Here is a 19,435-nt window from a genome sequence, read left to right on the forward strand (position 1 = left end):
AGCCTCGCGCCCCCCGCATGAAAGCCCGCTACACCAGGGATTGCATCACCTCTACAGCTCGTCCAGGTCGTAGTACTCGGCCGACGCCTGGTCGTGGTTGCTCACGCCGCCCACCGCGAGCACCGTGCCGTTGTCGAGCAACGTGGCGGTGTGCTTGTAGCGGTCCACGTTCATGACGGCCGTCTTGCTCCACGTGCCCGTGGCCGGGTCGTAGAGATCCGACGCCGTCTGGATACCGGTGAACGGGTGGTAACCACCGGCCACCAGCACGCGGCCATCCGGCAGCAGGGTGGCGGTGTGGAACCGGCGCGGCGAGAGCATGCTGCCCGTGGCCGCCCAGCTGTCGGTGGCCGGGTCATACAGCTCGGCGGACGCGCTCAGCGCGATGTCCAGGCCCGAGCCACCCGCGACCAGCACCTTGCCATCGGGCAGCAGGGTGGCGGTGTGCGAGGAGCGGCCCGTGCCCATGGAGGCCACGGGGGTCCACCTGCCGGTGGCCGGGTCGTACAGCTCCGCGGAGGTGATGAGGCCGTCGGAGGCATCGCTGCCACCCGTCACCAGCACCTTGCCGCCGGGCAGCAGGGTCATGGTGTGGAAGGCGCGGGCCGTGTTGAGGCTGCCGGTATAGGACCAGGTATTGGTGGCCGGGTCATACAGCTCGGCGGAGGCCAGCGTGTCGCCATCGAACTCACCGGCGCGGCCACCGGCCACGAGCACCTTGCCATTGGGCAGCAGGACGGCGGTGTGGTGGTAGCGCTGGGTGTTGAGGATGCCCGCGGGCTTCCACCTGCCCAGGTCCGGCACGTACACCTCGGCGGTGGCGCTGGTGATGGGGCACACGCCGCCGCCCGCGATGAGCACCCGGCCATCCAGCAGCTTCGTGGCGGTGTGACCGCGGTGCGCGCCCAGGGTGTTGCCCGTGGCGGACCAGGTCTTCGTCACCGGGTCATACAGCTCCGAGGTGGTGTTGAAGCCACCGGCCACCAGCACCCGGCCATCGTCCAGCTTCGTGGCGGTGTGCAGCATCCTCGGCAGGGCCATGCTGCCCGTGAGGATCCACCCGCCATGCCGGTCCTCGCACAGGCCGGAGGCACCCGGGACGACCCGGACCGTGCGGGTGGCGGTGCCCACGTTGCCGGCCGCGTCCTTCGCCGTATAGGTGAGCGTGTACGTGCCCGGCACGCGGATGTTGACGGAGCCGGACACCGTCACCGTGTGGCTCAAGTCACCGGCGCAGCTGTCGAAGGCCGCCGCGCCCGTCTCGACGTAGGGCTTGCCGCACTCGAGCGTCACCGAGTCATAGCCCACCACCGCCACCTCGGGAGCCCGGGTGTCGGTCACCCTCACGCGGCTGGTGCAGGTCGCGACGTTGCCGGAGGGGTCCCGGCCCGTGTGCGTCACGGTGGTGCTGCCCACCGGGAAGCTGCCGGCCCCCGGGCTGCGCGAATACGTCACACCGCCGCAGTTGTCGGTTCCGGACGCCACGCCCGGATCCACGTTCGCCCCGCCCTCGACGCACTCGGCCACCACGTTCTCCGGGCAGAAGATGGACGGAGCCGTGATGTCGACGACGGTCACCTTCGACGTGCAGGAGGACTCCAGGCCCGTCAGGTCCGTGCAGCGGAGCGTCGCGGTGGTCTCGCCCTGTCCGAAGCCGAGCGGCGTCTGGATGCAGCCCGCCAGGTCTCCATCCGGGTCATACGAGCCGTCATCGATGGAGCCCGTGGCGGAACAGACGGTGCTGCCGGCCGTCAGGGTCAGGTCCTTGCACTTCGCCACCGGAGCACGGCTGACGGCCACGGAGCGGCAGGAAGCACTGCACGCGCCGGTGCCATTGGCCGCGCCGGTGTCGCACTGCTCGCCTGGATCCACCGTGCCATCACCGCACCAGTGCAGACGGCACACGGACGAGCAGGCCGTGCCCGGCACGCCGTTGCGCTCGCCGGTGTCACACTCCTCGGGGTACTGCACCACGCCGTCGCCGCAGCGCACGGGGACGGCCCCCCGGGCGAGGATGTAGGGCACACCGCGCGAGCCGTCCGCGAAGTCCCTCGAGCCCGGCAGACGCGAGCCGTACACCGGATCCCTCGCGATGACGAGCGGGGTGAAGTTGGCGGCCGGGTAGCTGTCGAAGGCCTCGTGCACCGAGCAGACCCAGCTGGAGAGCAGGCCGTCCGTCATGCCCGACAGGGCCTCATGCGTGGCGACGATATGGGCGTCGTCGTAGCAGCCCACGCCCGCCACGGTGAAGGCGCCGAACGGCTCCAGCACCGCCACCGGCGTCCCGGGCCTGGTGTCGTGGTAGTAGCAGCTCAGGTTGATATAGGCGCCCGTCTTGCCTTCCTGCGCGGCGGCGAACCGGATGGCGTTCTTCGTGACCTGGTCCTTGCCGTGGAACACCGGGTCCGTGCCCATGATGAGGACGTTGCCGTCCACCACCGGCCCCCAGGTGCCGCGGCTGCTCACCGCCGCGGTGATGAGGGCCTGGCTGCTGCTGCACGTGGGATCTCCCAGGATGATGGCGCGATAGCCCGCGAAGTCCGCCGAGCCCTTCGCGGCCCACGCGGCGTCGGAGACGACGTCCACCGTGTAACCCAGGCTCCGCGCGGCCACCGCCTCCACGCTGTTGATGCCCGACGTCACCGTGCTGGCCAGGATGAGCACCTTGTTCGTACTGCCCACGCCTTGCGGCCGCGTGCTCACCACCGTGGGCGTCACGGGCGGGCTCGCGCTCTCCGACTCCGGCGGCGGCTCGCCACCGCACGCCGCCACCCACAGCGCGCTCAACGCCATCAGCACCCGGTTGCGGATGCCACGCCCCATTCTCGTATGGCAATACGAATACATTGACACCCCATCCCCTCTGCTCAGACGAATGGCCAGCACTCCCGCTCCTGAACTCAGACGTCCAGGGCAAGACGGGCAAACGTGTTTTTCCAACGGGAGTGCCTGGATAATAAAAACAGGCTTTCAAGGTGCCATCCGGGGAGCACCGGACTATCGCCTTGATGACGCGCTGGAATGCGGGAGTGTGGGGTGCCGTTCAGGGCTGGGTGCGCGAGCCTTCCAGAAAGGCGCCCAAGGTATGTGCGTAGTCCACCCCCATGCGCTGGGGGACGGTGTCGTGGTCCGCGCCCTCCACGAGGACGAGCTGCTTGGGCTCGTGGGCCACGGAGTAGAGGTGCTGGGAAAATTCAGGGCGGATGAAGTCGTCCGCGGTGCCGTGCAGCAGCAACAGGGGCACGCCCTGGAGCGAGGCCACCCGGCCCTCGGTGTCCCAGGAGCCCTTGGCGAAGAAGCCGCCGGGGAGGTCCATGTTGCTGGAGTCGCGCACCAACCCCTGCACGGAGCTGAAGGGAGACTCGAGGATGAGCGCCGCGGGCGGCGCGTGGACGGCGAGCTGGGAGGCCACCGCCGTGCCGAAGGAGCGCCCGTAATAGACGATGCGCTCCGCCGGCACGCCGGCCCGCGCGGAGAGCCACGCGAGCGCCGCCCGGCTGTCCTCGAGCAGACCCGGCTCGCTGGGCTCCAGGTCGGTGGAGGTACCCCAGCCGCGGTAGTCGAAGACGAGCACGTCGTAGCCGAGGTTGGCCAGGCCCTTGGGCCGGGAGATGTGTTGGTTCAGATTGCAGCAGATGCCATGGAAATAGAGGACGTAGGCGCGGGGCGGCTGCTGCGTGGCCTTCACATACGCGGCCCCCAGCCGGACCTGGCCGTCCACCACGAGCTCCACCGGCTCTATCTGTTCGGGAGACACCGTCTCCTCGGGCGTCTCGCCCTCGGCGGGCAGCGTGTACTGGTCCACGCGCGTGCGGCTGTAGAGGAAGGGGTCCAGCTCATAACAGGCCCCCACGCCCACCCCGGCGCACAACAACCCGACTGCCAGCAGACGGCGGCTCATGGCTCGTCACCTCCGAAGCGGTAGCGCACTCCCAGCAGGGCGCCCAGTGCGCCCATGCCGCCCACCCCCTGCCAGTTGGCCGCGTTGAAGCGGGTGGCGTAATCCGGCTGGTACCAGCGCATCTCCAGCTGCACACCCCACGAGGCCAACCGCACCTCCTCGCCCACGGCCAGAGACAGCAGGGGCGGCCCGCCCGCCAGCTGCACCAAGCCGGTGGCCGAGGCATAGGAGAGGAAGCGCCCGCCCAGGAGGTAGCTGACGGTGGGCGACACCTCGAGGTAGGCGCGCGGGGGGGCCTGCCGCGAGGCCAGCACACTGGTGAAGCCATAGAGGCGGCCCCCCAGGGAGAGGGCCGGCACCGCGCCGTCCTGCGCGAGCGCCAGCCAGCTGCCGCCCACGTCCAGGCCCGCCACGCCAAAGGAGAGCGAGGTCAGGTGGACATGGGCCGCCACGTCGGCGCGCTCGGCCACGCCATAGCGGGCCCCCACGGTGCTCAGCGGCACGGGAATCACGGGCCCCAGTCGCACGAGGGGTCCGCCAATGGCCCCCTCGAGCTGCACGGCGCCGCGGGGCACCGGGCGCACCTGGGTGGTCAACCCACACCCCGTGGCGAGCAGGACGGGCAGCAGCAACAGGACGGTTCTCATCACGTCCCGCCCCATAGCGGAAGTCGGGCCGGGTTGCCCAGCCCCCCACCCCCTCAGTCCCACGTCACCTCGTACTCGTTCTCGGTCGGGCTCAGCGGGCGAGAGCTCACCTTGGCGCCCTTCACCTTCGCCACCTCGCACATGGCCTGCAGCCCGCCCTCGGTGTGCTGCCGGGGCAGCACCTCGTGCTTGACGATGATGCCGCTGCGGGGCCCCGTCAGCGTCACCTTGAGCTCCACGTGCTTGGACGCCGTCTGCATGCCCGTGGGGATGTTGCTCAGCAGCCGCCTCGGGTCCCCCTGCGCCATCAGGATGAGCACCTTGCCCGCCGCGGACGCATAGAAGGACTTCCCTCCCTCGAAACCAATCTCCCACATGGCCCGCTCGAAACCGCCGAACCGCGCACTCAACCGCCGGGCCGACGCGTAGAGCAGCTTGATGTACGTGGGGTGGGCGTAGTTGAAGAAGTCCAGGAAGCGCGCCTCGCCACACACCTCCAGACACTGCTTGACCGCCTCGTCCCCCTCCAGCCGCCGCACCATGCCCAACAGGCTGTTGTGGAAGAGCCCCCGCATGAGGTCGTCCGGAGACACCAGCGACAGGCGCCACTTCAGCTCCTCGTCTGTACCGAACTGAAAAGGCAGAGCGGTGACAGGCGTGTCCATGAACTCCCTTCCGGCACCGGGTGGGCGAGGTGAGGGCCATCAGGGTAACCCGGTACGGCGGGCGAAGGTAGGGGAAGCAAACGCCCCGGAGGGATTCCTCGAGGGCTCGCGCACCCTGGGAAAAGGGCCTCACGCCCGGAGAGCGTCCGGTGCGGTGGCCCGGGAGGCTCTGTTACGGTGGGGCCATGTCCACGCTGCTCATGCTGGGAGGCTCGGCGGTCGTCCCCTCCCTGCTGTTGCTCTGGTACATCTACGCCCGGGACAGGAATCCGGAGCCGCGAGGGCTCCTGCTCAAGACCTTCCTGCTGGGGGCGGCCATCTGCGCGCCGGTGGTGCCGGTGGCCATGTGGCTGGAGTCGTTGGGCCGGGAGTGGGAGACGGGCGCGTGGAGCACCGCGCTGGTGCGGGCCTTCCTCGGCGCGGCCATCCCCGAGGAGCTCTTCAAGTACCTGGTGCTGCGCCGGTACGTGTGGAACGAGCCCGCCTTCGACGAGCCGCTGGACGGCGTGGTGTACGGCGCCACCGCGTCCCTCGGTTTCGCCACGCTGGAGAACATCCTCTACGTGGGAGACGGGGGCCTGGGCGTGGCGATGCTGCGCGCCCTCACCGCCGTGCCACAACATGCCTTCACCGGCGTCATCATGGGCGCCTTCCTGGGCCGGGCGCGGTTCGCCGCGGACGGGGCCCAGCGCTTCGGCCTGCTGGCGGCCGGACTGGGGTGGGCCATCCTCCTGCACGGCGCCTATGACGCCTTCCTGATGACGGAGACGGGCTTCGCCCTGCTCGCGCTGCCGGCGCTGCTGACGTCGGTGGGCTGGGGCCGGGGCCTCTACAAGGGGCTGCAGCGGGAGCAGATCCTCCTGGGCACCTCGCTGGTGACCCGGCGGTTCGCGGTGGAGGAGCCGTTGCTGGCGGAGGAGCCCGCCCCCCTGGCCGTGGGAGGCCTGGGCCCCACCCCCCTCTCCGCGGAGCTGGGCGTGGCGCAGGTGCGGCTGTCCACCCGTCCGCCTCGCGAGCCCCAGCGCACCTTCTTCTCCTGGCTCAAGCTGGGCCTGGGCGGCATCGGCTTGAGCGCCTGCGGGCTGGCATGGCTGTTCGTCGCCGCCCTCCTCCTCGGCGAGCCGGTGGGCGGCGAGGTCGCGGTGCCGGTGGTGGTCATCTGCGCCCTCCCCACCGTGCTCTTCCTGCTCCTCTTCCGCTCGGGACTGCGCGGCCCGTTCGAGACGGGGCCGGCGTGAGGCGGCTCACGCGTGCCAGATGGCCTCGACGCGGGCGCGCACCAGGCGCCGCCCCTCGGCGAAACCCGGCAACGGCCGGAGGGACGCGAGCGCCGGGCAGCGGTCGATCCACTCCAGGTCGATGAGCGACGTCTCCGCGGCCCGCCGGAAGTACTTCAGCCCCACCTCCGGCTGACCACAGAGGCCCATGACCTCGGCGGTGAGCTGGCACAACAGGGAGGCGAACCGCCGGCTGGTCGTCTGGGAGAGCGCCTCGTCGAACATGGGGAGCAGCTCGAGCGCATCCACCTCGCCCAGCACCGCGCTGGCGTAGCGGCCCACCATGGTGAAGATGGAGTCCGGATCCGCGGCGGTCTCGGCCTTGCTGCGCCGCAGCTCCTCCACGTTCCGGGTCCACCCGGCGACGCGCACGCGCAGCGCCTCCGCCGCGGTCCGGTGGAGCGGCGACGCGGTCAGCCGCTCCAGCGCCCACCGGTAGTCCTCCATCTGTCCGCGCAGCGCGCTGCAACGGGCGAGCTCGAACAGCGACGACACCAGCGTGGGCGACAAGTCATGGGCCAGACGCAGCCGCACGAGCCCCTCGTCCGCGCGGCCCGCCTCGCACTGGAGGCTGCCCAGGTACTGCACCGTGGGGGCATGGCAGGGCGCGATGTCCAGGGCCGTGCGCACGGACATCACCGCCGTGCGCCAGTCATCCGACTGGGCGGCGAGCATCGCCCGGGCCAGATGCGTCTCGGCCTGCTCCGGCGCCAGCCGCAGGGCCCGGTCCACGCTGGCCCGTGCGAGCGCGGCGGAATCCCTCTGGGCATCCTTCATGCCCATGAACATCACCCGCAGGCTCGCGATGGCATGGAGCGCCACGGCCGGCAGGAAGTCCGGCGCCAGCTCCAGGCACGAGTCGAGCATCGTCAGGGGGCCTCCGTCATGGCCTCCCCGGAAGGCCCCGTGGAGCAGGGAATCCGCCTGACGGTACAGCGCCACGGCCTCGCCCGGAGTGCTGGTGCGCCAGGCCGAGAGGACCGCCTCGCACCGCAGCTCCTCGGCGATGCGCGGCACCAGCCGGTCCTGCAGCTCGAAGGCGTCGGTGGAGGCGAACTCGAACCGGCCACTCCAGACCTGGGTGCCGGACTGCGCCTCCAGCAGCCGGACGGAGACGCGCACCGAGGGACCCGCGCTCTGCACCGTCCCCTCCACCACCAGCTCCACCCCGAGCTCGCGCCCCACGGTCCGCGGGTCACGCTCGCTGCGGAAGCGCGCCGTCACCCCGGTGCCGGGCACGCGCAGCCCGCGCACCCGGGACAGCTGATCGATGAGGGCCTCGGTGAGCGAGTCGCCCAGGAACTCGGAATCCCGAGGACCCTGGAAGCGCAGGGGGAGGATGGCCACGCCCTGCTTGGGCACCGGGGTGGTGGTCCGGAGCGTGTGGCGCGTGGCGGACGTCGAGGTGAGGGGCGCGGGGGTGTGTCCCCCCGTCACCGGCCCCGGGGTGGGCGGACCCGACAGGGTGGGCTCCCCCACGCTGACGAGCCAGTCCCGCAGCGCCCCGGCCACCTCGAGCGCGCTCGACGGCCGATCCTCGGGAGCACGGCCGAGGCAACGGTGCACCAGCTCGGCGAGGGGCGGGGGGAGGGTGGCGCGCTGCCGCAGGTCCGGAGGGGCCTGGCGCAGGCGGGCCATGGCGGCGGCCCACGGGGTGTCGCCGGAGAAGGGCACCTCGCCGGTGAGCAGCTCGTACAGCAGCAGCCCCACCGCGTAGAGGTCCGCGCGCGCGTCCACGGGCTCGCCGGACACCTGCTCCGGCGCCATGTACATGGGCGTGCCCACGGTGCCCATGGTGCGCGAGGCGGCCTCTCCCGCCACCGCCCGGGCAATGCCGAAGTCGGTGAGGACGACGCGGCCGCCGGACTCGATGAGGATGTTGGCCGGCTTGAGGTCGCGGTGCACCACCCCGGCGGCATGGGCCGCGGCCAGTCCCTCGCAGATGGCCAGGGCGAAGCGGGCGGCACGGGAGGCGGCCAGCGGACGCTCCCGGGCGAGCAGCGCGCGCAGGTCCTCGCCCTCGACGAATTCCATGGTGAGGAAGGCCTGGCCCTCGTGGGTGCCCAGGTCGTGCATGCGCGCCACGTGGGGGTGGGTGATGCGGCGGGCGAGGCGGACCTCGCGGGTGAAGCGCTCGAGGGCGTCCGGGCCGGCGTCCTTGCCGAGCTCCAGCGTCTTGAGGGCCACCACGTCGCCCACGAGGCTGTCGCGGGCCTGGTACACCGTGCCCATGCCTCCCCGGCCGAGCATGCGCACGAGGGCATAGCGCCCGGCGAAGAGCGGCCCGGAGGGGGGCTCCTGGGGGGAGGAGGCCGCGGGGCGGATGACGGTGTTGTCGCCCCCATCGAGGGCGGAATCGGGGGGCGCGGAGTTCTCGGGCACGGCGGCCGCAATCTAACCCGGGGCCCCTCTGCCCGCCATTCACGCCGGGTACAAAACCCGGTCTACCCAGGGAGGGATCCCCCAGCGGCCTCGCGGGGTGTGCATACACTCGGACCCGTGACCATCCGCGACTTGTGAGGAGCATCAAAAGCCCGATGAGACGAATGCCTGGAGAGGCCTCCCACGGTGCGGCCGAGAGCAAGGGCAATGACACGGTACTTCAGGCTCGTCGATGACAAATCCGTGCCCGAACGCTGGCACCTGAAAAACCCGGTGGATGCGAAGGGAGCCAAAATTGACCCCTGGCAGTTCGATGCCGGGCGAACCTTGAACGTACAGGGAAGACTCCTCTTCCGGATGAGCGTTCCAGGCAACCCCCTCGATTTCACCGAGGCAGGCTTCGCCATCCCCGTCATCCACGAGCGGGTCAAGACACTCCTCGAGCGCCTGTACGTGCCAGAGGTCCAGTTCCTCGTGGCCGAGGTCGAGTCACGGCCCGAGCCCTACTTCGTGTTGAATCCAACCCGGCTCATCCCATGCATCGACGAGGCCAGATGCGAGCGGGTCACCCGTTGGAGACCCGAGGATGGAAGACCCGACAGGGTCGGTGAGTACCGGGTCGTGGACGGCCTTCGAATCGACCCGGCAAAGGTCGGAGGTGCCCGCCTCTTCCGCATCTGGGGCTGGCCCATGCTCATCGTCTCGGAGGACATCAAAGAGGCCCTGGAGCATGAAGGCGTCACGGGCACGGAGTTCATCGAGGTGTCCTGAGCATCCCAAAACCCATCGGCAGGAGCAGGTTCATGCACCAGCCACCTGAACGAGCGTGCATACTCGGTGCTCACTCACCCCGAAGAGGCCCTCGATGACGGACACCTGCATCCGCGATTGTCACGCGCTCGTCCCGGACGCCAGCGGCGCGCTCACCATCGCCCGTAACCAGGACATCCTGGTGCGCGGCGGGCGCATCGCGGAGATCCGTCCCACCGGTGGACCCCTGGAGCCGGGAGTCACGGTGCTCGAGGGGCAGCGGATGCTCGCCATGCCCGGGCTCATCAACACCCACGCCCACGTGCCCATGGTGCTCTTCCGCGGCCTGGCCGAGGACGTCCCCATCGAGCGCTGGTTCAACGAGTTCATCTGGCCCCTGGAGAGCAACCTCACCGAGGCGGACGTCTACTGGGGCGCGCAGCTGGGCCTGCTGGAGATGATCGAAGGGGGCGTCACCACGGTGGCGGACCACTACTTCCACATGGACCGGGTGGCCCAGGCGGTGGAGGAGGCCGGCACCCGGGCGCACCTGGGCTGGGCGGTGTTCGGCAGCAATGGGTTCAAGGTGCTCGCGGAGACCGCCGCCTTCGCCGAGCGCTGGAGGGGTGGCGCGGGGGGCCGCATCACCACCTGCATGGCGCCGCACGCGCCCTACACCTGCGATGACGGCTTCCTGCGGGCCTCCGCCGGACACGCCCACCGGCTCGGCATTGGCATCCACATTCACGCCGCCGAGGAGATGAACCAGACGAACGCCAGCCTGGAGAAGCGGGGCCTGACGCCCATCCAGGTGCTCAAGGACACTGGGGTGCTCGGCGTGCCCACGCTCATCGCCCATGGCTGTGGCCTGCTGCCCCAGGACATTGAACTGCTGGAGAAACACCGTGCGAGCGTGGGGATTGCCCACGCGCCGAAGACGTATCTCAAGCTGGCGATGGGAATGACGCCCATCCGGGCCTTGCGCAAGGCCGGAATCGCGGTGGGCCTGGCGACGGATGGCGCGGTAAGCAACAACACGCTCGATGTCTTCGAGAGCCTGCGCCTCATGACGATGATGCAGAAGCACGAGGCGATGGACCCCGAGGTGCTGCCCATTCCCGAGGCGCTCGACATCGCGACGCGGGGCAGCGCGGCGGTGTTGGGGCTGGGAGAGCGGATTGGCACGCTCGCGCCCGGCTACCAGGCGGACCTCATCCTCGTGGACACGAGGGGTGCGCACTGGCAGCCGCCCCACAACCTCGCGGCCGGACTGGTGTACAGCGCGCGAGCCAGCGACGTGCACACCGTCATGGTGGAGGGCCGCGTCCTCATGAGGGAGCGCCGCCACCTCACGCTCGACAAGGAGCGCATCCTCAACGAGGTGGCCGGCACCATGGAGCGCCTGGCCAGACGCGTGCCCGAGTCACGGATTCAGAGTTACAAACCGTGAGACGTCTTGCCCTCGGCCTCGACGAACCGCGACAGTCGAGTCACGAGCTCATGAGGCGCGTGAAGGCGACAATGCGCTCCTGAAGCGTGGAAGAAGGCGGTCGTTGAAGGGATTCGTGGAGCGATAGCGCCTGGCGAAGCATGATTCCCATGGTCCGCGCGAAAGCAGCCGGAATTCTCTCGAACAAGGGCCAGAGAATATCAAGGGCCTCGCTCATCGCCTCCAGCGCCTCCTGCCTTCGTCCCAGCTCGCTCAACATGGTCCCCAGGTTGTTGAGGCTTCCAGCGAGGTCGGGCCGGAAGGCGTCCGGGTTGCGCTCCGCCAGGGCTCTCCGCAGTTCCACCGCCTCGCTCGCCGCCTCCAGCGCCTCCTCCCTTCGTCCCAGCTCGATCAACCTGATGCCCAGGTTGTTGAGGCTCATCGCGAGGTCGGGCCGGAAGGCGTCCGGGTTGCGCTCCGCCAGGACCCGGTGGACGCCCACCGCCTCGCTCGCCGCCTCCAGCGCCTCCTCCCTTCGTCCCAGCCCGCTCAATATGCCGCCCAGGTTGTTGAGGCTCATCGCGAAGTCGGGCCGGAAGGCGTCCGGGTCGCGCTCCGCCAGGGCTCGCCGCAATTCCACCGCCTCGCTCACCGCCTCCAGCGCCTCCTCCCTTCCTCCCAACTCGCTCACCCTGCCGCCCAGGTTGTTGAGGCATCCAGCGAGGTAGGGCCGGAATGCCTCCGGGTCGCGCTCCGCCAGGACTCGGTAGACGCCCACCACCTCGCTCGTCGCCTCCAGCGCCTCCTCCCTTCTTCCCAGCTCGCCCAACCTGCAGCCCAGGTTGTTGAGGCTCATCGCGAGGTCGGGCCGGAAGGCGTCCGGGTCGCGCTCCGCCAGGACCTGGTAGACGCCCACCGCCTCGCTCGCCGCCTCCAGCGCCTCCTCCCTTCGTCCCAGCTCGCTCAACCTGTTGCCCAGGTTGTTGAGAAGCCGTGCTCTCTCGACGAGAACCTCCTGCTCCTCCGAAACCGGTAGAGCACGCAAGAGCGTTCGGGTCGCCCACTCGGCGACCCTCCGCAGTGAAACCGTGGACGCGGGGATACCAGCTCCCTCCATCTCGAGGGCCAACGCCACGTCGCCTTTTCGCTCGAGCCGGTCGGCCAATACGTCGCCGATAACGGACAAGGCCGTACGCCGGCCAACAGCCTTCGCGGATTCCAGTGCAAGGAGCGCACGAGGCTGTAGCGGACCCGCAAGCAGCCGCTCGAGCCATGGCCGAGCGACATCGGCGCTAACGGCGGAGACTCGGCCCAGCACGTCAAAACCCGTGCGGACCCCCTGGGACTCCTCGTCCGGAGGAAAGACCCGGTCGATCCAATCGTCTGGAGGACGTTCACCCTGAAGCTCCGGCGAAGCAACTCGGAGAACCATCCCCTCGCCCAGGAGATCCGGCTCCAAGGCAGGAAGGAACATGGGAGCCGTGTCGATGCGCTGCTGGTAGATCCTCTGAAGCAGGAGGAGCAGTTCCCTTTCATTCGTGGAAAGGCCATGACCGAGAAGCCGCCTGGCGACCGCCGTTGCAGCGGAAGCGTCCGCCAATCCCCCGCGAAGCGTGGCTGCGGCAACCATCTGGCGAGCCAAGGAACGCTGGAGTGAAACCGATACACCCTCTTGCCGGGCGCGTACCTGCCAGAAGCGCTCCTCATGGTCGAGGATCACTCCCATCAACGTGTTCGCCTCGAATCGGAGCCCCTCCACCGTGGCAAGCGCGGCCATGTGCAGGTAGAGCACCCGCTTGAAGCGCTCGTCGCGTGTTGAGAGCGCGACCGGCGTGTGCTTCGCATACACCTTGCCTCGCTTCGTGGCGAACCGCTCCGCGGCTTCGTGGAACACCCCCTCGTACTCAGCCGGCGTCATGGCCAGTGCTGGCAATTCACACGGCGGCGTCGCATCGAGCAGTGCCATCAAGGACGTGTCGGCATTGCGCAGGTCCGTCCACCAATCGCCCTTGTTACGGGCCAGGAGCAAGAACCGCATCCGGCGGAGTGCTCCCATGCCTTCCTGCTTCGAGTAGCGAAGAACGCGCAAGAGCAGCTCACGCAACTCGGAAAAGCTCTCCGCGTAATCGATCACCACCAACACCGGCTGTTCGAGCGACCACAACCGCTCGAACCAGTCGATTGGAACACCCTTCGGCAGGAAGCCAGCGCTCCACCGCATGGCCCTCCGGCGGCGTATCCACTCCATCGCGAGCCGCGTCTTGCCCACACCGCCCTCGGCGTGGAGCAACCGCACCGCGACGGGCGGTCCTTCGTCGCACCAGCGCTCGAGCTCCGAGAGGATCTCCTCTCTTCCCCGCTCGCGGAAGGGAACCACCTCGTAGCGAGCATTGAGGAGCATGGAGGGGGGCGGATTCTCCGGCAATGCGCTCTCGGTTCCCGGCACCAGGATATCGTCAACGCCAGGCACCACCTCCACGTCGAGGTTCTCGCGAAGGAACGCCAACAGACACTCGGCCGAAGCCCGGGCGGCGAACTCCTTGAAGTGGTCGTCGCGCCCAGGGTTGGCGAAGTCCATCACCCCCTTCATCACCAGCGTGTCGAGCTTCCAATCCCGCTGGGCGTGAGCCAGCGCACCGATGGCCGCGGCTTCCATCTCCAGGCCCAGCGTCTTGCGCATGGACTCGGAGAGGGTGCCCCAAACCGCCTCGTCCTCGACGACCTGGCTACCGCTGCCCATGGGTGCGACATGGACCTTGAAGGGCAGCAGTGCACCCGAGGGGGACGTGTCAGGGAGACTGTTGCCGTGCTTGATCAGGAGCCGATTGATGCGCTTGCGCCCCTCGCCCGTGAGCGTGAGTGTGCCGTCCTCCACATGGCCAGAAGCCCAGAGCGCCTCGATGACCTTTTCCCACTGCGGGCAACGCTCGATGCGCTCGGGAAGTGATGCGGGGTCCTCAACCCCCTCTCGCAGCTTCGCGAGCACCCAGTTCTCCTGCCACTCGTAGGGTACAGGCCGGCTCTTCCACCACACCTCCGACCGAAAGCGCGCGGCGAAATCCAAGTGCTCGAGCGCGATCTTCCAATCGTCGCGAAGATTGTAGGTCTTGAGATCCTGCTGCACGCGCTCGGGGAGCTGCTTGCCGGTGTCGTGGGAGAACAACCGCTCCGCGGCGATCACATCACCCAGCCGAGTCTTGCCGGGATGTCCCGCGCACACGCCACACATCGCGATGCATCGTGGACGGTAGACTTCCACCAGGCGCAGCAACGTATTCGTCGCCGCGACGGCGCCCATGTCCCCCGCCTGAGCAACCCCGACACGGAGCGGCCGTCCGCCCTTGCCGGAAAAACCACGGAGCGCCACCGGAAGACCCGTGGGACCCGTCTCTTCCCTCCACCGAAGTCCATCCGCGTCACTGGAGCCCACCTGAAGCACCGCCTGGTACTCCAGCGTCAACGCGGTCAGGATCAACACGTCCGCCCGGCGCACACGACCCCCTCGCAGATACGCATGGAGCGTAGCGAGACCGCGTGCGTCACAACAAGTGGAGCCGATACGAGCTGGATGCCGATGGGGCGACTCAACAGCGTGGGCTCCAGGAGAATCCCGGAGCCCAGGCCTGGTCAGCACCGGCCTCCGCCCCGAGCACGAGGACGGGGCGAGCAACCTCTCCTCACGCCACGGAGCGCACGGGCTGAGGCTGGAAGCCATCCAGGAGCGCTTCCATGAGCCGCTCCACCTGCGCCAGTGGCACGCCCTGGATGGTGAGGAGCGTCTCGCCTCCCTGGATGCTCGTCTTGAGCTGCACTCGGCCCCCCTGGGCGAAATGCCGTGAGAAGCTGTCACGCAGGAACTCGAGGCGGGCCGCATCCGTGGCGGGCATGGTGGCCCGGGACGGCTTGCGCTTGTGCTTCGCCGCCTGCCTCATCTCCTCCAGGCTGCAATCGGCGAAGGACTTCCGCTCCACCTTCCCGCCCTCCCGGGGCACCTCGATGGGCGTGAGGCCCGGGTCTCCCGCCGTGGGCTGGATGTTGGCATCCTTCGCGTAGGAGCGCAGCGTGTAGAGCTTCATCACGCCGTGCGTCCTGCACGCCTCCTCGGTGAACTCCCGGGCCACGGCGCCGTAGCGGGACAGGGTGGACTGCGAGAGCTCCTGGATGTGCTCGTTGAAGTACGCCAGGGCACTCTCGTACTTCTTCTGCTCCGCCAGCTTGTTGTCCACGACGTAGTTGTAGAGGCGGCCGATGTTGTAGTGCCCGGCGTTCCCCTCCTTCAGGTGCGTGAGGATGGCATCCCGCGCCTGCTCGAGCGTCAACGTCAGGAGATTGCTGCTTGCGTTCGTTCCCATGATTCCCCCCAAAAATGGAGAAGAGGTGAAGACGCCGCGGTTCACCACGGCAGGCCGGACACATGGCACTTTCCGGGCCAGGGGAATGGCTCCAGGAATTCGCCTACTTGCGTGAGCGGTCCTCATACGAGAGTCCCAGTTCCCGGAGAAAACCGTCCACGAGACGGGACTCCTCTCATTCCACTTGTCACCGGTGACAAGTGAAACGGAGCGGGTGCATTCCACTTGTCACCGGTGACAAGTGAAACGAGGCAGGCGCATTCCACTTGTCACCGGTGACAAGTGAAACGAAGCGACCTCCCCCTCCGCGCCCCAGGGAGGTACAACGGCGGGATGACGGAGGAGTCCACGCGTGGCTGAAAAGAAGACCTGGAAGGGCGGACGCCTGGGACCGTTCCACCTCGGCAAACGGTACAAGAATGTGGGAACGGACCTGGGCCGGCTCTACGCGGCGCATGATGTCGACACGGGCAACGCGGCCCTGGTCGTCATGCCCTCGGACAACGCGGACCTGGAGTCCTGGCGCGTCCGCGCCACCTCACAGGCCGAGCCTCCCTATTTCGCGCTGGAGGTAGAGCAGGCGCCCGCCTCGGGCCGGCTTCCAGAGTTGTCCAACATGCTCGACCTCCTCACCTCCGCCGTGGAGCGGCTGGAGAAGAACGAAGAGGCCCGAGCCCATCTCACGGGCGGCGCGGTGAGCACCTGGAAGCGATGGGTGGGGCGCATGAAGCGGCTGTTGCGCTCACCCCGCGGACCCCTGCTCGCGGGCCTCGCCGCCCTCATCCTCGGAGGGCTCCTCTGGTCACGTCTCGGGGGGGATTCCACAGGGTCTGATGGCAAGGCGCGGGGCAACACCGGTGCCGGCGCATTGGCCATGACCGACCCCCAGGCGCCCACGCTGGTGGACCTCGACCCCTCGGACGTGCCGGCCATCACCTATCCGCTGCCCGCCAGGCCTTTCAGTGACCAGGCCAAGGTTCCCTGCTTCCCCAAGTCGGGCGAGGTGGAGATCAACGGTGGATGCTGGGTGGCACTCGAGAAGCGCCCTCCCTGCTTCGAGAACCAGGCCGAATACCAGGGCAAGTGCTACATGCCGGTCTCGGCGAAATCCCACGAGAAGAAGCGACGCGAGCCGCACTCCGTACAACCGTGACCGGAGTCCCCAGCGGCATGCGCTATGGTGCGCTCCCCTTCCTGGAGCGGAACAACGCATGAGAGGACGCCTCTGCCTGCTGCTGGGTGGTTTGCTGCTGCTCGCCGGTTGTCATCGAAGCACGAGGTCCGACGAGGCCACCTCCGGCTGTCGGCACTCCGAGTCCATCTGCGGCCCAGGCACCTCCTGCGCCGCCAGCGGCCAGTGTCTGATGGACTGCCGGGAGAACCTCGCCGAGGCCTGCGGCCCGGGGATGCTCTGCAACCAGGGCACCGGGGCGTGCGTGGCCGCCCAGAAGCTCGACTGCAACGCGGTGCCCGGCCTGTGCTGGGAGAACCAGGTCTGCGACGCCCCCACCGGCTACTGCCGCGAGGCCTCCATCGACACCGCGTTGGCCTATGACGTCCAGCTCTACGACTACACGCTGCACGTGGACACCGCCGCGAGCACCTTCACCGGCCAGGTGAGCATCTTCCTCGTGGCCACGCGCGGCGGCACGGGCACCCTCACCCTCGACGTGGGCAAGACGGTGGAGGTCCCCGTCAAGGGAGGCTCGGCCCCGTACACGCCGTACACGGTCACCTCGGTGAAGAGCCGCTCCGGCGCAGCGCTGGCCTTCACCCAGGACTCCACCGCGGGCACCCTCACCGTGACGCTCGGGACTCCGCTCGAGGCCAACGCCTCCGAGGTCCTCACGGTCGCCTACCACGGGCCGCTCAACCCCATCTCCGACAGGAAGCACGACCTCTACTTCACGGGCCTCATGAGGCGGGAGGGCAAGCTGGGGCATTCGCTCGTGCAGACCTTTGGATGGCCCAACCACACGCGCCGCTGGCTGCCCAGCCATGACCATCCTCGCGACATCGCTCGCGCCATCGCCCGCGTCAGCATCGACAACGGCCACCCCGTCCAGGCCAACGGCGTGCTCGTCCAGGAGTCCGAGGGCACGCCCCAGCGCCGCACTTTCCTCCTGCGCCAGCCGGTGCCCACCTATGCCCTGAACTTCATCGCCTCGGACTACACCCGCGTCCCGCTCGGCAACGTGGAGGGTGTCCAGGTGGACGCGTACATGTACCCGGTGGCCGCGGAGCGCGCGGTTCCCCCGCTGTGGTGGACCGGAACGCTCGGAGCCATGAAGTACCTCAACGAGGCGCTCGGGCCCTTCCCCTTCGAGCGCTACGCGATGATGCAGGTGCCCTCGGCTCTCGGCGGCATGGAGCACGCCACGGTGGTGTCCATCGCCGACACCCGCACCGAGGGCCCTGATGAGGAGGGCCACGGGAACAAGCTCGTCATCCACGAGATGCTGCACCACTGGTGGGGGGACAGCGCCCACCAGGCGAGCTGGGAGGAGTTCTGGCTCAACGAGAGCCTCGCGTCCTTCTACACCGCCGAGGCGCTCGGGGTGCTCGGGGGCCGGAGCGCGTTCCAGGCGGAGCTGGACCGGATGAAGGCGGCGATCTTCAAGGCGCCCGCCCGCTACGATGACGACGCGCTCCGCTGGTCACGCCAGCCCGAGGAGGTCCCTGGCGAGACCACCAAGGCCTCCTTCGGAGCGCCCTACGTCAAGGGGCCCTGGGTCTGGCAAATGATCCGCCTCCAGCTCGGTGAGTCCGCCTTCGCCGCGTTCATGAAGAAGTTCTACACGGCCACGCGCTTCAAGCCGTACAGCACCACCCAGCTGATCTCCATGCTCAACGCCGAGAGCGCGGTGGACTTCACTCCCTTCTTCAAGGAGTGGGTGTACGGCAGGGGCTGGCCGAAGCTCGCGAGCACGTGGAGCTACGACAGCGCCCGCCGGGTCATCCGCCTCACGGTCCGGCAGACCCAGGATGTGGCGCGGTACGGCAGCTACACCTTCAGCGGGCCCCTGGCACTGAAGTACGTCTTCGACGACGCGGATGCGGCGACGGCCTCCTGCACCGGCGAGGTGACCTTCACCGGGGGCGCGCTCGAGTCCACGGTGGACATCCCGTGCACCCGAGCGCCCACCACGATGAGCCAGCCGTTCACCCGGGACCTGCTCGTCGAGCTCGTCCCGTAGCTGGGCATGGGCCGGAGATGGCGGACCCCGTGAAAACCGAAGAGTTCCTCGCGGACGCATCGCAATTCACCTCGCCCCGATGGAGGGCTGCCAGGACCAGGGGTCGAGCAGAGGAAAAGGAACTCTGGGACTACCTTTACGAGCTTCCATCCTTCATCCGGGAAACAGGTCAGGTCTATCGGTTCGAAGAACATCTCGAGGGGCTCCCTCCCACCACTCGTCCCAGCCCAAGCGCCGCTCTGCATGCGCGCACGAAGGGGAGCGCGCGACAAGCGATGGAGCTTCTCCTGAAGGTGTGGGACAAAACGGCCGAGCCTGGACAGAGGCAGCCCGTACTCGTTCTCATCGGCCTCCTCGACTTCATCGCCGACACGGGACAGGCCGATGCATTCGACGACTATGTCAAGAACCGGCTGGAGTATGCCCCGCTCGCCATGGCGTGCTTCGCGACCCGCGATGAAGCGGAAACCTGGCTGAAGGGACTCGCGGAGCCGCCGAGCCCTGCCCGAATCATCATCGGCGACGCGTACCACTGGCTCTGGAGCTCTCGCGAAGACGACACCCGCGCCATCACTCGCGATTACGTCATCGAGCCCTATCTCGAAGCGCTCACCGCGCGAGGAATCCCACCCGCGGTGCCAGCCTTCGAGAGCCGCGAGGACGCAGCGGCCTGGCTCTCGAACCACCCGATGTCTCCCTTTGGCTTCGTTTCCATCGCAGGGGAGAGCCACCTCGCGGTGCACCACAAGAGACTGAAGCGCCATACGCTTCACCCCGTGGCCTCCGCGTTGAGTGAATGGGAGGAGGAGAAGAAGCGAAGGGCCGGGGGATGACC

The 19,435-nt window shown here is 68.6% G+C and carries 13 protein-coding genes; 6 read left to right on the forward strand and 7 right to left on the reverse strand.

The features are described 5' to 3' along the window. Positions 1-51: 51 nt before the first annotated feature. The 4 genes from AC16DP_RS33300 to AC16DP_RS33315 all read right to left on the reverse strand — a co-directional run bounded on the left by AC16DP_RS33300 (position 52) and on the right by AC16DP_RS33315 (position 5,213). Positions 52-2,823 (reverse strand): Kelch repeat-containing protein, encoded by a 2,772-nt coding sequence (locus AC16DP_RS33300; RefSeq protein ID WP_329727829.1) that lies wholly within the window; start codon positions 2,821-2,823, stop codon positions 52-54. Between the two features lie 220 nt (positions 2,824-3,043). Further along, positions 3,044-3,901 (reverse strand): alpha/beta hydrolase, encoded by an 858-nt coding sequence (locus AC16DP_RS33305; RefSeq protein ID WP_329727830.1) that lies wholly within the window; start codon positions 3,899-3,901, stop codon positions 3,044-3,046. Then, on the reverse strand, positions 3,898-4,551 hold the full coding sequence (locus tag AC16DP_RS33310) for a hypothetical protein (RefSeq protein WP_329727831.1): 654 nt from the start codon (positions 4,549-4,551) through the stop codon (positions 3,898-3,900). The genes AC16DP_RS33305 and AC16DP_RS33310 overlap by 4 nt, the downstream gene beginning before the upstream one ends. Before the next feature lie 50 nt (positions 4,552-4,601). Then, positions 4,602-5,213 (reverse strand): TIGR02265 family protein, encoded by a 612-nt coding sequence (locus tag AC16DP_RS33315; protein WP_329727832.1) that lies wholly within the window; start codon positions 5,211-5,213, stop codon positions 4,602-4,604. A 185-nt stretch (positions 5,214-5,398) separates the two neighbouring features. On the opposite strand from AC16DP_RS33315, the gene AC16DP_RS33320 reads away from it, so the two are divergent. Further along, on the forward strand, positions 5,399-6,451 hold the full coding sequence (locus tag AC16DP_RS33320; protein ID WP_329727833.1) for a PrsW family intramembrane metalloprotease: 1,053 nt from the start codon (positions 5,399-5,401) through the stop codon (positions 6,449-6,451). Between the two features lie 6 nt (positions 6,452-6,457). Here AC16DP_RS33320 and AC16DP_RS33325 read toward each other — a convergent pair whose 3' ends face one another. Then, the gene (locus AC16DP_RS33325) at positions 6,458-8,872 is read right to left on the reverse strand and encodes a protein kinase domain-containing protein (RefSeq protein WP_329727834.1); all 2,415 of its coding nucleotides are present in this window, start codon (positions 8,870-8,872) and stop codon (positions 6,458-6,460) included. Positions 8,873-9,058: 186 nt separating this feature from the next. Here AC16DP_RS33325 and AC16DP_RS33330 point away from each other — a divergent pair, with 186 nt between their 5' ends. Together AC16DP_RS33330 and AC16DP_RS33335 are read left to right on the forward strand one after the other, a co-directional pair. Next, positions 9,059-9,643: an imm11 family protein gene (locus tag AC16DP_RS33330; RefSeq protein ID WP_414640697.1), complete on the forward strand. Its 585-nt coding sequence runs from the start codon at positions 9,059-9,061 to the stop codon at positions 9,641-9,643. A gap of 94 nt (positions 9,644-9,737) precedes the next feature. Further along, entirely contained in the window at positions 9,738-11,072 is a 1,335-nt protein-coding gene (locus AC16DP_RS33335) for an amidohydrolase (protein WP_329727836.1), read from the forward strand. Positions 11,073-11,112: 40 nt separating this feature from the next. Here the strand turns inward: AC16DP_RS33335 and AC16DP_RS33340 are convergent, their stop codons facing one another. Together AC16DP_RS33340 and AC16DP_RS33345 are read right to left on the reverse strand one after the other, a co-directional pair. Then, entirely contained in the window at positions 11,113-14,529 is a 3,417-nt protein-coding gene (locus AC16DP_RS33340; protein ID WP_329727837.1) for a tetratricopeptide repeat protein, read from the reverse strand. Between the two features lie 199 nt (positions 14,530-14,728). Next, a complete protein-coding gene (locus tag AC16DP_RS33345) occupies positions 14,729-15,403 on the reverse strand; it encodes a hypothetical protein (RefSeq protein ID WP_329727838.1) in 675 nt (224 codons plus the stop codon). Positions 15,404-15,755: 352 nt separating this feature from the next. On the opposite strand from AC16DP_RS33345, the gene AC16DP_RS33350 reads away from it, so the two are divergent. From AC16DP_RS33350 to AC16DP_RS33360, 3 genes are read left to right on the forward strand one after another with little or no spacing between them, the layout of a single operon-like run. Then, positions 15,756-16,556 carry a hypothetical protein gene (locus tag AC16DP_RS33350; RefSeq protein WP_329727839.1) on the forward strand — a complete coding sequence of 267 codons (801 nt, stop codon included), beginning with the start codon at positions 15,756-15,758 and terminating at the stop codon, positions 16,554-16,556. A gap of 58 nt (positions 16,557-16,614) precedes the next feature. Next, positions 16,615-18,600 (forward strand): M1 family metallopeptidase, encoded by a 1,986-nt coding sequence (locus AC16DP_RS33355; RefSeq protein ID WP_329727840.1) that lies wholly within the window; start codon positions 16,615-16,617, stop codon positions 18,598-18,600. Between the two features lie 29 nt (positions 18,601-18,629). Further along, entirely contained in the window at positions 18,630-19,433 is an 804-nt protein-coding gene (locus AC16DP_RS33360; protein ID WP_329727841.1) for a hypothetical protein, read from the forward strand. The last annotated feature ends 2 nt before the right edge of the window (positions 19,434-19,435 follow it).

It is taken from the genome of Archangium sp., from assembly GCF_057119385.1.